Genomic DNA, 13,983 nt, shown 5'->3' on the forward strand with positions numbered 1-13,983 from the left:
AAAAACGGCGCACAATCAGGCGCCGTTTTTTATTGCCTGCCACCCAATCCTGTGGGAGCCGGCCTGCTGGCGAAAGTGGTGTGTCAGTCGCCTGAGGGAGTAGACATACCGCATTCGCCAGCAAGCCGGCTCCCACAGCCCTCAGCATCAGTCAGATTTTGGTACTCACCCACGACAACACCAGCGCAAACGCCAGACACCCCGCTCCAATCCGGTAGCTCTGGCGAATCATACGCAAAGTCGGCACGTCCATCAGGTGCATAGGCTCATCAATCGGCGCCTGTTCGGTAAGGTTATTCAAATGCGCGGTTTCGCGCTGCTCCCGGACACGCGTAGTGTGCAGCAACCAGATGCCAGGGCCTGCCGCTGCCAGCGCCAGTAGATTGATGACCATCCCGGGGGAGTGCTGGAAGAGCGACATGGGGCCTCGATGGCGCCGGATAGAAGGCGCCGAAGATTCGGTGGGATCTGCCGAATACGGTATCGCCTGTCACCTTAACGTCACCTGAACCGGTCACTGTGTAGGCCCCCGAACGCCCCCTACAGGACACGGAGCCCGTCATGCTGCACGCCTACAATCAGGACCGCCTCTATCTCATTGCGCCGAGCGAAGAGCAGCAAGCCTTGATCGACGGCCTGGCTTTCAACGTCCAGGATCGCCACTGGCTGGTGTATTGCGCGCTGGGTGGGCATCAACACCATGATTTGCCCGAGGCAGATCTGGTCACAGGGTTCAGCTTTCTGGATTTCTATCAGGCGGCATAAGGCTAAAAACGCGCCTGGACAATCGGCGACTCACCCTGTGGGAATGTGTGTTCAGCCCTAGAAATGAACGCTCATGAAAAAGCCCCGGCATCTCGCTATACCGGGGCTTTTCGTTGACGCTTGATGCCGTTACTGGCTCAGCATCTGACCAATCGTCTGATCCTGGAACAGACGGGTCAGCGCATCACTCAACACGTCGCCGATCAGCTTGGTGTTGGTCTCTTCGTTCGGCGCCATGCCAAAACGCTGATCCAGCGAAGCGGCATAACGACCGTTGTAGCTGCGGCCGTTGTTCTGCACGTCAGCGCGGAAGGTCGAGCTGATGTTTGCCTCGGTCACGTACAAGCCTTCTTTTGGCGACTGATACTTCAGATCGGCCAACGTGATGGTCAATTGAGGACCATTGCCACCCTGAACCGGGGTGAAGCCCAACAGACGAACAGCGGCTTCGGCCTGAGCCTGGATTTGTGGTACCAGTTGCTGACCGCTCACTGTAATCGAGCTGGTTTCCGGATACAGACCGCCACGGGTACCAAGGGTCTGCGACTGGCGACCATCGACCACACGAACCACGACCTGCTGACCGTGCCCGACAGGCGCGAGTTGGCTGGTCAACTTCGGTTGCGGGTTGAGTGTCTGCGGGCTGTGGGCACACCCCACCAGCGCCAGACTGCCGACGGCAAGCAAACCGAACAAAACACGACGCAACATGCTCATTTCTCCATGGGCCAAGGCACAAATTGTGCGGCAGTATAGCGACCTCACAAGCTCACTCACTAGCGTAAAGATACGACAAAGTGCCACTGTCGCGGTTCCCGCGCATGCGCATCCCAACATCTCGCGACACTCGGACATCATCAAGCAATACCAGCGTCATCGCCATGTCATCGGCCCACGACATACTTTTAACAACTACCCAACACGGAGTCCCCGTCATGGACTTTCTCTGGTCGTTGTTTTTCCCGAAAAGCCGTCATCGTCACTACGCTCGCCTGGATCAACACGGAGTCTGTTTGTCGTTCAAGCACTGTGCACTGCCGCCACAGGGCCATGACTGGGTGGAAATCACCGAACCCAAGCTGTGCTGGCTGCAACGTCCCCTGCCTGCAAGCGCCCGTGTCGCTTCGCGCGCACGTGCGATTACCGCCCGACAATTGCTCAGCATCTGACCGAACGGCGAATAAAAGTCATTTTTTCTGGATCAATTCTGCGCGTTTCATCGCTATAATCTCCCCCCGATTATAAGGACGTCTCCTGATCGGGCCTCGCAGCATCGCTGATACCTGTTGTCAGCTCCTTCGTTCCGCCCACAGAGAGCCTTCCACACAGACATGTGCAGCCCGGCGTGCCGCCTTGCCCGCGTGAATAACTCGATTCATTCGAACCTTTCGCGCTGACCAATGCCCACACTGTGTTGGAACCTGATCTGCAGGCCCTGCCAGCGCGCAGGCCTTTTTTGAGGTTCGCGTCTCCAAAAGAGCGTGAAAAAAACGGGTTTTCACAACTTCACAAGAGTGTGGCGAGCAAATGAACAGTTACGCGTTTGTAAATGCACCATTAGCGTCTGACCCAGCCCCATCGCACAGGACTGACTGCCTGGCAGTCTCCACAACCGGAGCCTGAAGCCGTTCACGACTGATTTGCTTGCATGACCGGACGTCTTGACGATAGTCGAATGGCTGTTCGGGCCGAAAAATGCGTTCATGCTTCTTAATAAAAGCATCAACCAGGCCCTACCAGTAGCGTCCGCTGAAGATGCAAAAAATGGCGAAGAACCGGACATGGATCTCCCGGCCGACAGGCTTGAGGCACTGCGCGAATACGCGCCGCCCGCCCTCGGCAACTGACCTCGGGAGCCATGCCGTCAATTTGGTGCTGCAGATTTTGGAGACGCGTTAATGGCGCATAACGAAGCAGTCGATGTGGTACTGGTCGGGGCAGGCATCATGAGTGCCACCCTGGCGGTACTGCTCAAGGAACTGGACCCTAGCCTCAAGATCGAGGTGGTCGAGCTGATGGATTCAGGTGCCGCAGAGAGTTCCAACCCCTGGAACAACGCCGGTACCGGCCACGCAGGCCTGTGTGAGCTGAACTACACACCGCAAGCGGCTGACGGCTCCATCGACACCAAGAAAGCGATTCACATCAACACCCAGTTCGAAGTCTCGAAGCAGTTCTGGGCCTATCTGGCTCGCAAAGGCACCTTCGGTTCTGCACGCTCGTTCATCACACCGGTTCCGCACCTGAGCTACGTCGAGGGCGAGAAAGGTGTTTCCTACCTGAAGAAACGCTATGAGGCGCTGCGCAAGCACCATGCGTTTTCGACAATGGAATACACCGAAGACAAGGCCAAAATGGCCGAGTGGATGCCACTGATGATGCCGGGCCGTCCGGCAGACCAACAGTTGGCGGCGACCCGTGTCATGCACGGCACTGACGTCAACTTCGGCGCCCTGACCAACCAGTTGCTCAAACACCTGGCCGCTGCACCCGATGCGCAGGTCAAGTATTGCAAGCGCGTTACCGACCTGAGCCGTAAAGGCGATGGCTGGACCGTCACCATCAAGGACGTCAACAGCGGTGGCACCCGCGAAATCGACGCCAAATTCGTGTTCCTGGGCGCGGGTGGCGCGGCATTGCCGCTGCTGCAGATGTCCGGCATCGAAGAGGGCAAGGGTTTCGGCGGCTTCCCGGTGAGCGGCCAGTGGCTGCGTTGCGACAACCCTGAAGTGGTCAAGCACCACCAGGCCAAGGTTTACAGCCAGGCCGCCGTGGGTTCGCCACCGATGTCGGTTCCGCACCTGGACACCCGCGTCGTCGACGGCAAGACTTCCCTGCTGTTCGGCCCATACGCCGGTTTTACCACCAAATTCCTCAAGCACGGTTCGATCATGGACCTGCCACTGTCGATCCGCGCCGCCAACATCGCCCCGATGCTGGCCGTGGCCCGCGACAACATGGACCTGACCAAATACCTGATCAGCGAAGTGCGGCAGTCGATGGAGCAGCGTCTGGAAGCCCTGCGTCGTTTCTACCCTGAAGCGAAAGCTGAAGACTGGCGCCTTGAAGTGGCCGGACAGCGCGTGCAGATCATCAAGAAAGACCCGAAGAAAGGCGGCGTTCTGCAATTCGGTACCGAACTGGTCTCGGCCAAGGACGGTTCCCTCGCAGCGTTGCTGGGTGCTTCGCCAGGCGCCTCGGTGACGGTGTCGATCATGCTGGAACTGATCGAACGCTGCTTCCCGGAGAAAGCCAAAACCGAATGGGCCGCCAAGCTCAACGAAATCTTCCCGGCACGTGAAAAGGCCTTGGAAAGCGATGCGCAGTTGTATCAACGCATCAGCGCCCAGAGCGACGCAAGCCTGGAACTGGTTTCCAACAGCCCGGCGGCAAGCTTCGCTTGATTCAGGGCTTGCCTTGAATCAGTGATATCACTGAAGGCCCCGCCCACGCAGCGGGGTCTTCAGTTTTGCCTGTTGCCGGTTCAGCGCCGCCAACAGACACCACGCAGGCTGGCAATCAGCCGCGCGCTTTTTCGATCAACTCGATGTAATCCTCGGCATTGCGCTGATCCTTGATCAGAGCAACGAAGTCATTGCCGTGCTCGTCCTTGCCATCGAGGTCGTAGCCCGCTTCCTTGAAGAACCCCAGAAAACGCTCGAAATCATCGATGCGCAGGCCGCGATAGGCCTTGATCAGTTTGTGCAGCGAGGGCGAAGTGGCATCGGCTGGTTCGAAATCCAGGAACAATTTGATCTGGGCGTCGCCGATTTCATCGCCAATCACCTGCTTCTTATCTTTACGCATTGCTGACTCCAACTGACTTGCGGGACATTTTCAGGGGCGGGCAGTTTACCCCTCGCTCGGTCACCGGCTCAACGCGCGCGTACGCTGCCGGTGTGCAAGTCGGCCCAGACGTGACCATTGGCGTAACTGAGGAACTGGACGTACATCTTCTCGTTGCGCAGCAAATCGACCAGCACGCGGTACTGGCTCGCCGGGTAATACAGCGTCAGCGTGCGGCTCGGCTCGTCATATGCAGGCTTTTTTAGGCTTTTGCTTTCACCGTCGAAATGAATCAGCACCTCGGCAATCGTAGCGCCTTTGTTCATCGGCTTACCTTTCAGGCGCAGCGTCAGTGGCGATGTGACGGGGATGGGTTGCTGATTGGACTGACGCTGGCTGCCCGCGACGATGACGTACTCGGTAATCTGCAACAGTTGCTGCTGCTCGGGCTCACCTTCGCGCACCGACATCTCGTCGGGCGGCAGGTACTGGGCGTGCATGGGTTCAGCAAGGGCAGGAGCTGCCATCGACAGGCTCGACAACAGCAATACGACGGCACTACAACGCAAGGACAATGGCATGGCAACTCCCCGAAAAATCAGGGGAGTACTCTAGCATGCAGAAGGGGATCAGCGGCTGAACTGCGCCCGCATCCAGTCCTGATACTCGGGCACGCCGGGCTCCCCTTCGCGGGGCGCCCAACTGGCAAGCTCAGCCTCGCTAACCGGTCGATACGGCCCCGCCTTGCATTCGAACATCAGCGTATCCGGTTCAAGGACGACCAGGCCATGGAAAACGCCAGGGGGCAAATCGACTCCCACACACTCACCACCGGCTTGAAGCAACCGAGTCTCCAGCAACACGCCTTCGTCGCTGAACAGCAACAGCCCAAGCTTGCCTTTGAGGACCAGCAACGCTTCCGCCTTGTCGGCGCTCAGGTGGCGATGAGGAGGAATATAGGTGTCGGGTTGCAGCCCCACCATCATGCGATGACAAGGCTCTTCCATCTCATGGAAATTGTGATGTGCACGCCCGCGCGGGCTTTCATCGGCCTTGGCCGCCAAGCTTTCGAATAATGATCGATCCATGTAACGCGGGCTGCTCATGCTCACATTCCTTTAACGGCGTAGATACCTGCGGCGTTGCGCCAGTAACCTTTGTAATCCATGCCGTAACCGAAGATGTAGCGGTCAATGCACGGCAGCCCCACGAAATCGGCCTTCAGGTCAGGACGGGCCTTGCGGTTGTGGTCCTTGTCGATCAGCACGGCTGTATGAACGGCGCTGGCGCCTGCGTGTTTGCAGAAGTCGATGATCGCGCCCAGGGTGTGCCCTTCGTCCAGGATGTCATCGATGATCAGCACGTCACGGTCGATGAACGAGACTTCCGGCTTGGCTTTCCAGAACAGCTCGCCGCCGCTGGTTTCGTTGCGATAACGGGTGGCGTGCAGGTAGGACGCTTCCAGCGGGAAGTTCAAGTGGGTCAGCAGCTTGCCCGCAAAGATCAGGCCGCCGTTCATCACGCAGAATACGACCGGGTTGCGGTCGGCCAGCACGCTGTTGATCTGCTCGCCGACACGAGCGATGGAGGCCTCGACTTCCTCATTCGTGTACAGGCAGTCAGCCTCGTCCATGACTTGACGGATGTGTGCGAGATCAGCGGGCATGGTGCTCTCCAAAGGGGGCTGGGCAAGAAAAGCGGGCAAAGGTACGCATCCGTCATCGTCAGAGCAAGTGTTTCTGGACTAACGTTGTACCAGCGTCCCATTAATGTAAAAAACCTGAACTTAACCTGTAGGACAAGTTACTGCTGAATAGATTAATCTAGGCCGTTTTTTTTGCCCGCCCGCTGGAGCCTTCCCCTTATGTCCATTCGTGAGATCCGCCATCCGCTGATCCGTCACAAGCTCGGCCTCATGCGCCGTGCCGATATCAGCACCAAGAATTTTCGTGAACTGGCTCAGGAAGTCGGCGCACTGTTGACCTACGAAGCGACCAAGGATTTGCCGCTGGAAACCTACGACATCCAGGGTTGGGCCGGGACGGTTCAGGTGGAGAAGATCGCTGGCAAGAAGATCACTGTCGTGCCGATCCTGCGCGCAGGCATTGGTATGCTCGAAGGCGTGCTCAGTCTGATTCCGGGCGCCAAGGTCAGCGCCGTGGGTGTGGCGCGCAACGAAGAAACCCTCGAAGCCCACACTTATCTGGAAAAGCTCGCACCGGAAATCGACCAACGTCTGGCGCTGATCATTGACCCGATGCTCGCGACCGGTGGCTCGATGGTCGCCACGATCGATCTGCTTAAAAAAGCCGGCTGCCGCGACATCCGCGCGATGGTCCTGGTGGCAGCGCCGGAAGGCATCGCCATCGTCGAGAAAGCGCACCCGGACGTACAGATTTACACCGCGTCCATCGATCAACGCCTGAACGAACACGGCTACATCATTCCGGGTCTGGGCGATGCCGGTGACAAGATTTTCGGCACCAAGCAAAAGGACGCCTGATGAAACAGGACGAGTTCAACGATCCACTGTGGCGCACCGTATTGTCGGGCGCCCAAATGCTGTTTGTGGCCTTCGGTGCGCTGGTGCTGATGCCGCTGATCACCGGGCTCGATCCCAACGTCGCGCTGTTCACCGCAGGTCTGGGCACGCTGTGCTTTCAAGTGGTGACAGGCCGTCAGGTGCCGGTTTTTCTGGCTTCAAGCTTCGCCTTCATCACCCCGATCATTCTCGCCAAGGGCCAGTTCGGCCTGGCCGCGACCATGGGCGGCGTCATGGCAGCGGGCTTTGTCTACACCTTCCTGGGCCTGGCCGTGAAGATCAAAGGCACCGGTTTCATTGACCGCCTGCTGCCACCCGTGGTCATTGGCCCAGTGGTAATTTCCATCGGCCTGGCAATGGCGCCCATTGCCGCGAACATGGCGATGGGCAAAACCGGTGACGGCGCGGCAGAGTTGATCCCGTACCACACGGCAATCACCATCTCGATGGCGGCCCTGCTGACGACGCTGATCGTGGCCGTATTCGGCAAAGGCATTTTCCGCCTGGTGCCAATCATCTCCGGCGTGTTGGTGGGTTTTGCATTGTCGTTCTGGTTCGGCGTGGTCGACGTAGCCAAGATCGCTGCGGCGCCATGGCTGGAACTGCCACGCTTCACGGCGCCGGAATTCAACTGGCAAGCGATTCTGTTCATCGTCCCTGTGGCGCTGGCCCCCGCCATCGAGCACATCGGCGGCGTGATTGCCGTGGGCAGCGTGACGGGCCGTGACTATCTCAAGAAGCCTGGCTTGCACCGCACGCTGCTTGGCGACGGCATCGCGACCACCGTGGCAGGCGCCTTCGGCGGCCCACCCAACACCACCTACGCCGAGGTGACTGGCGCGGTGATGCTGACCAAGAACTACAACCCGAAAATCATGACCTGGGCGGCGATCTTCGCCATCGCGCTAGCATTCATCGGCAAGTTCGGCGCGCTGTTGCAGAGCATTCCAGTGCCAGTGATGGGCGGGATTCTGTGCCTGCTGTTCGGGTCTATTGCGGCAGTGGGCTTGAACACCATGATCCGTCACAAAGTGGATCTGGCCGAAGCGCGCAACCTGGTGATCGTTTCGGTGACGCTGGTATTTGGTATCGGCGGCGTGCTGATCGGCACCGGCACTGGCCCGAATGACTTCGGGATGAAGGGCATCGCCCTGTGCGCCGTGACCGCGATTCTGCTGAACCTGATCCTGCCGGGCAATGATGGCTGGAAGAACAAGCATCTGGATGATCAGTTGCCGTAGTTAGTCCGCTACGAAAAAAGGGGGCCATCAATGAGCCCCTTTTTTGTGCCCGTACAACAATCCACCTGTGGGATTGGATTCATTCGCGACGTTTGTACAGCCGATAAATCTCCATCGGCTGTACCATTTTTCGCGAATGAATTCGCTCCCACAGGTCTGATTTGCGCAGGACTCAAACCATCGCAGGCGCACGCTCACACAAGGCATTCAACGCCTTCGCCCAGTTCGGATCGTCATTCAGGCACGGGATCAAAATCAGCTCTTCGCCCCCCGCCTCTTTGAACTGCTCCGCGCCACGATCCCCAATCTCTTCCAGCGTCTCGATGCAGTCCGCGACGAACGCCGGGCACATGACCAGCAGCTTCTTCACACCCTGCTCTGCCAGTTCCGCCAAATGCGCTTCCGTATAGGGTTCGATCCATTTGTTGCGGCCCAAGCGCGACTGGAAGGACACCGACCACTTGCCCTCCGGGATGCCCATCAACCTGGCAAACTCGGCCGAAGAATGCATGCACTGCGCGCGGTAACAGAACGCGAGGGTTTCGGGATTCGAGTGATCGCAGCAGTTGCCGTTTTTGTCGAAGCGATGTTTGCCAGTCGGATCGAGCTTGTTGATGTGGCTCTCCGGCAGGCCGTGGAAGCTCAACAGCAGGTGATCGTAATCCTGCTCCAAATGCGGTTTGACGCTCTGCACCAGCGCGTCGAGGTATTCCGGCTGATTGAAGAACGGCGGCAGCAGCGCCAGCTCAAATTTCAGCTGCTTTTCGCGGATGACGCGGCGGGCCTCTTCGACGACCGTGGTCACGGTGCTGTCGGCGAATTGTGGATACAAGGGGGCCAACGTGATTTTCTTGATGCCCTGCGCGGCCAGTCGGGTCAATACAGACTCAATCGAAGGTTCGCCATAACGCATCGCCAGTTCAACCGGTCCATGGGTCCATTCCCGGGTCATCGCCTGTTGCAGACGCTTGCTCAACACCACCAGCGGCGAGCCTTCGTCCCACCAGATCGACGCATAGGCGTGGGCGGACTGCTCCGGGCGCTTGATCAGGATCAACGAGACCAACAGGCGGCGCAACGGCCAGGGCAGATCGATAACGTAAGGGTCCATCAGGAACTGGTTGAGGTAGCGGCGGACATCCGCAACTTCGGTGGAGGCTGGCGAACCGAGGTTTACCAGCAGCAACGCGTGATCGGTCATGCAGCACCTTGAGGTCAATGGCGGCCTGTAATGTTTTCCAGGGCCGCGTGCAGATCGGTGAATTGGAAAGTGAATCCGGCGTCCAGCAACCGGGTCGGACGCGCGCGCTGGCCGCCCAACAGCAGAATCGACAACTCGCCCATCAACAGCCGCAGCGCGAGGGCTGGCATGGGCATGAACGCCGGGCGGTGCAGGATCGAGCCGAGCGTCTTGGCAAACTCGCGGTTCCGAACCGGTGATGGCGCACAGGCATTATACGGACCCTCGGCATCGTCACGGTTCAACAGAAAATCAATCGCCGCGATTTGGTCGTTGATATGAACCCAAGGCATCCATTGGCGCCCATTGCCGATGGGGCCGCCCATGCCCAGTTTGAAAGGCGGCAACAAGCGCTGCATCATGCCGCCATCGTGAGCGAGCACAAGGCCGGTGCGCAGCAACACGACGCGAATGCCTAATGTCTGCGCACGTTGCGCCGTTTCTTCCCAAGCGATGCACAAGCGGCTGGCGAAGTCTTCGCTGACTGGCTGTGACGTCTCGTCGAGCTCACGCTCGCCCCCGTCGCCGTACCAGCCAACGGCAGAGCCGGAAATCAGCACACGCGGCTTCTGCTCGCGTCGCTCAAGCCAGGTCAGGAGTTGTTCGGTGAGGGTAATGCGGCTGTCCCATAGCAACATTTTGCGCTTGCGGGTCCAGGGCCTGTCGGCAATCGGTGCGCCCGCCAGATTGATCACGGCATCGACCGGCTGGCTGCCGATTTCGTCCAGATGCGCGACACCGCGCACGCCAGAACCACAGAGACGCGAGACCTGAGCCGGCGTGCGGCTCAGTACGATCAGCTGATGCCCTTGATCGCGCCAGTGTCGACACAGGCGTCGACCTATCAAGCCTGTACCGCCGGTCAGCAAGATGTGCATGTCGGTGATCCTCGCGTGGCGTTCATCGCAAATCGGTAGTCTATTTCTTTACACACAACGTGCTTTAGACGAAGCGAACAGTGAAACCTTAGGCCACGTTATAGAGAGCCGCTCGAACGCCATACGTTCGATCTCATCCGTTCGCACAGTTGAACGATTCTGGCGAACCGTCAGACTCACTATTGACCCGCTCAACAGCGGGGGTGGTCAGCGTCCTGAGCGTCGAAGGACGACAAGTTATACCGAAAAACAGCATTGTACAGGTTTTGACGACGGCGTAGTCTGTGCAGACAAGGTAACGAGGCTCCTATGACTGTACCCATCGCAATCATCGGTACCGGCATTGCCGGACTCTCAGCTGCCCGCGCGCTACACGCCGCCGGGCACAGCATTCACCTTTTCGACAAGAGCCGTGGCAGCGGCGGACGCATGTCCAGCAAGCGCAGCGATGCCGGTTCGCTGGACATGGGCGCACAATATTTCACCGCCCGTGATCGTCGATTCGCCAACGTCGTTCAGCAATGGCAGGCCGAGGGCTTCGTCGCTGAATGGGCACCGGTGCTCTACAACTTTCATGGCGGGCAGTTGAGTCTGTCGCCCGACGAGCAAGTCCGCTGGGTCGGCAAGCCGCGCATGAGCGCCATCACCCGGGCGATGCTCGGCGACCTACCAGTGACGTTTTCCTGCCGTATCAATGAAGTCTTCCGGGGTGAAGAGCATTGGCACCTGCTCGACGCCGATGGCCGCAGCCACGGGCCGTTCAGTCAGGTGGTGATTGCGATCCCCGCGCCTCAGGCGACAACATTGTTGGCCGCCGCGCCAAAACTGGCGAGTGTCGTGGCCGGTGTGAAAATGGAGCCGACCTGGGCCGTCGCCATGGCCTTCGAAACCCCGCTGGATACGCCGATGGAGGGCTGTTTCGTGCAGGACAGCCCCATCGACTGGCTGGCGCGCAACCGCAGTAAACCGGGCCGCGACAGCACGATGGACACGTGGGTGCTCCACGCCACCAGCGCATGGAGCCGTCAACATCTGGACATGTCCAAAGAAGACGTGATCGATCACTTGCACGGCGCCTTCGCCGAGATGATCAGTTGCGCGATGCCCGCCCCCGCCTTCACCCTCGCCCACCGCTGGTTGTATGCACGGCCTGCGGGGGGACGTGAAGTGGGGGCGCTGTCGGATCCTGATCTGGGCGTTTATGTCTGTGGTGACTGGTGCCTGTCCGGTCGCGTCGAGGGCGCTTGGCTCAGTGGCCAGGAAGCGGCGCGTCGTTTGCTTGAACATTTGAAGTAAATCGCCTGCCCCGGACGTAAACCTATAGAGCGGCGGAGCGTTGTGGGTGTCAGCTTAATGCGGGAGACGTTGCGACGAAGGCAGCTCCCCTAGGTCCAGCGTCGAACACAAGACCTGGATCCAGCGCAGTCATTGTGGGAGCCGCCTTGGTGGCGAAGGCAGTTGACCAGACAACATAGAATCTCGCAGGACGCAGTTCATTAAAGTTGTACAAACCGTTTGACTTGTACAACTCAGAACCTATGATGAGCAAAAGTTGTACAACCGCCAAGGGTTGTACATGAAGCTCGTCGAGGTTTTACCCATGCGTACGCCGCTGGATCAGCCACCGGAAGCCAAAACGAAGCCCAAGCTGGGCGTTAGCGCGTGCCTGATGGGCGTTGAGGTTCGCTACAACGGTGGGCACAAAGAGTCGCATCTGCTGACTCGCGCACTCAACGAGCACTTCGATTTCGTTCCGGCCTGCCCGGAAGTGGCCATCGGCCTGGGAATTCCTCGCGAAACGATCCGCCTGGTAGGCGACCCCAAACACCCCCAAGCCGTCGGCACCGTCCACGAAGAGCTGAACGTCACGCAGCCATTGGCCGATTACGGAGCGCACATGGCCGAGGCCATGGACGACATCTGTGGCTACATCTTCATGCAAAAATCCCCGTCCTGCGGCCTGGAGCGGGTGAAGGTTTATCGCGACAACGGCGCGCCGTTCGATGAAGGCGGTCGTGGCGTTTACGCCCAGGCCTTCTGCGCCCGGCACCCTGATCTGCCCGTTGAGGAAGATGGCCGGCTGAATGATCCGGTCCTGCGGGAAAACTTCATCACCCGCGTGTTTGCCTACGCCGCCTGGCAGCACTTGCTCAAAGAGGGGATCAGCCGACGGGCGCTGACTGAATTTCACTCGCGCTACAAATACCAACTGATGGCCAACGACCCCGTGCAATACAAGGCACTGGGCAGCCTGCTCGGTCATATGGGCCGCAGCGATCCAACCGAGATCGCCCCCCGCTATTTCAGTGCATTGATGAACGCATTGAAGAAGCCTGCCACCCGGCGCACTCACACCAACGTGTTGCAGCATTTGTGCGGCTACCTGCGCGAAACGCTCAACACGTCGGACAAACAGGAAATACAGGGCCTTATCAACCAGTACCGCCAAGGCATCGTGCCGCTGGTGGTGCCGCTGACCCTGCTCAAACACCATTTCCGACAGCACCCGGACCCGTACATCGCCATCCAGGTGTACCTGCAACCGCACCCGGAAAACCTTAGCCTGCGCAACGCCATTTGAACCATGAACGACATCACTACCGAACCAATGGAAGACGACCCGCAAGCCTACGCCGAGGCCCTCGAAGATGGCTGGCTGCCGATTCGTGAGGTCGCCCGCCTGACCGGCGTGAACGCTGTGACCCTGCGCGCCTGGGAGCGTCGCTACGGCCTGATCGTGCCCCATCGCACGCCCAAGGGGCATCGCCTGTACAGCACCGCCCACGTCGACCGAGTGTTGGCGATCCTCACTTGGCTCAATCGCGGGGTGTCGGTCAGTCAGGTCAAGCAACTGATCGACAACCAACAGGCCGCGTCACCCAGCGTCGAAAGCGACTGGGAACCGCTGCGTCAGAATCTGCTGCAAGCCATCACCAGCCTCTCGGAACGCCGGCTGGACGACACCGTCAATCAGGCCATGTCGCTTTACCCGCCGCGCACGCTGTGCGAGCAGTTGCTGCTGCCTCTGCTCAGTGAGCTGGAGCAGCGCTGGCAAGGGCAGTTCGGCGCACAACTGGAGCGGACGTTCTTCTATTCATGGCTGCGCAGCAAATTCGGCGCGCGGCTGTATCACAACAACCGTCAGGTCAGCGGCGCGCCACTGTTGCTGGTCAATCAGTCCGATACGCCCATGGAGCCGCACCTGTGGCTGACCGCGTGGCTGGTCAGCAGCGCCGATTGCCCGGTGGAAGTCTTCGACTGGCCCCTGCCGGTCGGCGAACTGGGCCTGGCCTGTGAGTACCTTAAACCCCGCGCCGTGCTGTTGTACTCCAGCAAATCGCTGAACCTGAACCCGTTGCCGCGCCTGCTGAGCAACATCGACTGCCCGAAACTGATCGTCGGCCCGACGGTGCAAATTCATGCGGACGAATGGGCCGAGTGCGTCAGGGAAATCAACGGGCTGACCCTCGCGGACGACCCGCTGAGCGCCCACGCCGCGCTGCAGCGTCTGGACCTCATTTAAGGAGTGAT

At 59.3% G+C, this 13,983-nt stretch carries 17 protein-coding genes; 9 read left to right on the top strand and 8 right to left on the bottom strand.

From position 1 onward, the window contains the following. Positions 1-151 precede the first annotated feature (151 nt). Positions 152-421, bottom strand: coding sequence for a hypothetical protein (locus ACI5GA_RS12315; RefSeq protein ID WP_404633913.1), 270 nt, complete (start codon positions 419-421; stop codon positions 152-154). Positions 422-561: 140 nt separating this feature from the next. Between ACI5GA_RS12315 and ACI5GA_RS12320 the strand changes: the two genes are divergently transcribed. Further along, positions 562-765 (top strand): hypothetical protein, encoded by a 204-nt coding sequence (locus tag ACI5GA_RS12320; protein WP_421422888.1) that lies wholly within the window; start codon positions 562-564, stop codon positions 763-765. Positions 766-894: 129 nt separating this feature from the next. Here the strand turns inward: ACI5GA_RS12320 and ACI5GA_RS12325 are convergent, their stop codons facing one another. Further along, positions 895-1,476 (bottom strand): YajG family lipoprotein, encoded by a 582-nt coding sequence (locus ACI5GA_RS12325; RefSeq protein WP_421422889.1) that lies wholly within the window; start codon positions 1,474-1,476, stop codon positions 895-897. A 224-nt stretch (positions 1,477-1,700) separates the two neighbouring features. Between ACI5GA_RS12325 and ACI5GA_RS12330 the strand changes: the two genes are divergently transcribed. The 3 genes from ACI5GA_RS12330 to mqo all read left to right on the top strand — a co-directional run bounded on the left by ACI5GA_RS12330 (position 1,701) and on the right by mqo (position 4,169). Beyond that, on the top strand, positions 1,701-1,934 hold the full coding sequence (locus ACI5GA_RS12330; protein WP_404633919.1) for a hypothetical protein: 234 nt from the start codon (positions 1,701-1,703) through the stop codon (positions 1,932-1,934). Between the two features lie 492 nt (positions 1,935-2,426). Next, positions 2,427-2,612 (top strand): hypothetical protein, encoded by a 186-nt coding sequence (locus ACI5GA_RS12335; RefSeq protein ID WP_421422890.1) that lies wholly within the window; start codon positions 2,427-2,429, stop codon positions 2,610-2,612. A gap of 51 nt (positions 2,613-2,663) precedes the next feature. Then, the gene (gene mqo / locus ACI5GA_RS12340; RefSeq protein ID WP_404633922.1) at positions 2,664-4,169 is read left to right on the top strand and encodes a malate dehydrogenase (quinone); all 1,506 of its coding nucleotides are present in this window, start codon (positions 2,664-2,666) and stop codon (positions 4,167-4,169) included. A gap of 115 nt (positions 4,170-4,284) precedes the next feature. Here the strand turns inward: mqo and ACI5GA_RS12345 are convergent, their stop codons facing one another. From ACI5GA_RS12345 to ACI5GA_RS12360, 4 genes are all read right to left on the bottom strand, one after another. Continuing rightward, positions 4,285-4,572 (bottom strand): PA4642 family protein, encoded by a 288-nt coding sequence (locus ACI5GA_RS12345; RefSeq protein WP_404633924.1) that lies wholly within the window; start codon positions 4,570-4,572, stop codon positions 4,285-4,287. A gap of 68 nt (positions 4,573-4,640) precedes the next feature. After that, positions 4,641-5,132, bottom strand: coding sequence for a hypothetical protein (locus ACI5GA_RS12350; RefSeq protein ID WP_421422891.1), 492 nt, complete (start codon positions 5,130-5,132; stop codon positions 4,641-4,643). 48 nt (positions 5,133-5,180) lie between these two features. After that, complete coding sequence (locus tag ACI5GA_RS12355) at positions 5,181-5,657, bottom strand: WbuC family cupin fold metalloprotein (protein WP_421422892.1); 477 nt, start codon at positions 5,655-5,657, stop codon at positions 5,181-5,183. 2 nt (positions 5,658-5,659) lie between these two features. Then, positions 5,660-6,217, bottom strand: a complete 558-nt coding sequence (locus ACI5GA_RS12360; protein ID WP_404633928.1) for a hypoxanthine-guanine phosphoribosyltransferase — start codon at positions 6,215-6,217, stop codon at positions 5,660-5,662. Between the two features lie 198 nt (positions 6,218-6,415). On the opposite strand from ACI5GA_RS12360, the gene upp reads away from it, so the two are divergent. Then, positions 6,416-7,054, top strand: coding sequence for a uracil phosphoribosyltransferase (gene upp, locus ACI5GA_RS12365; RefSeq protein ID WP_404633930.1), 639 nt, complete (start codon positions 6,416-6,418; stop codon positions 7,052-7,054). Next, positions 7,054-8,334, top strand: a complete 1,281-nt coding sequence (locus tag ACI5GA_RS12370) for a uracil-xanthine permease family protein (RefSeq protein WP_421422893.1) — start codon at positions 7,054-7,056, stop codon at positions 8,332-8,334. Before upp ends, ACI5GA_RS12370 begins: the two co-directional genes overlap by 1 nt. A gap of 172 nt (positions 8,335-8,506) precedes the next feature. On the opposite strand, the gene hemH is transcribed toward ACI5GA_RS12370, so the two are convergent. After that, a complete protein-coding gene (gene hemH / locus ACI5GA_RS12375; RefSeq protein WP_404633934.1) occupies positions 8,507-9,535 on the bottom strand; it encodes a ferrochelatase in 1,029 nt (342 codons plus the stop codon). A 14-nt stretch (positions 9,536-9,549) separates the two neighbouring features. After that, positions 9,550-10,452, bottom strand: a complete 903-nt coding sequence (locus ACI5GA_RS12380; RefSeq protein WP_404633936.1) for a TIGR01777 family oxidoreductase — start codon at positions 10,450-10,452, stop codon at positions 9,550-9,552. Between the two features lie 309 nt (positions 10,453-10,761). On the opposite strand from ACI5GA_RS12380, the gene ACI5GA_RS12385 reads away from it, so the two are divergent. From ACI5GA_RS12385 to ACI5GA_RS12395, 3 genes are all read left to right on the top strand, one after another. After that, positions 10,762-11,748, top strand: coding sequence for an NAD(P)/FAD-dependent oxidoreductase (locus ACI5GA_RS12385; protein ID WP_421422894.1), 987 nt, complete (start codon positions 10,762-10,764; stop codon positions 11,746-11,748). 304 nt (positions 11,749-12,052) lie between these two features. Next, positions 12,053-13,033 carry a YbgA family protein gene (locus tag ACI5GA_RS12390; RefSeq protein WP_404633940.1) on the top strand — a complete coding sequence of 327 codons (981 nt, stop codon included), beginning with the start codon at positions 12,053-12,055 and terminating at the stop codon, positions 13,031-13,033. 3 nt (positions 13,034-13,036) lie between these two features. After that, positions 13,037-13,975: a MerR family transcriptional regulator gene (locus tag ACI5GA_RS12395; RefSeq protein WP_404633942.1), complete on the top strand. Its 939-nt coding sequence runs from the start codon at positions 13,037-13,039 to the stop codon at positions 13,973-13,975. Positions 13,976-13,983: the final 8 nt, after the last annotated feature.

Origin of the sequence: Pseudomonas sp. Pseu.R1 (assembly GCF_045764065.1) — a bacterium.
Classification (GTDB): domain Bacteria; phylum Pseudomonadota; class Gammaproteobacteria; order Pseudomonadales; family Pseudomonadaceae; genus Aquipseudomonas.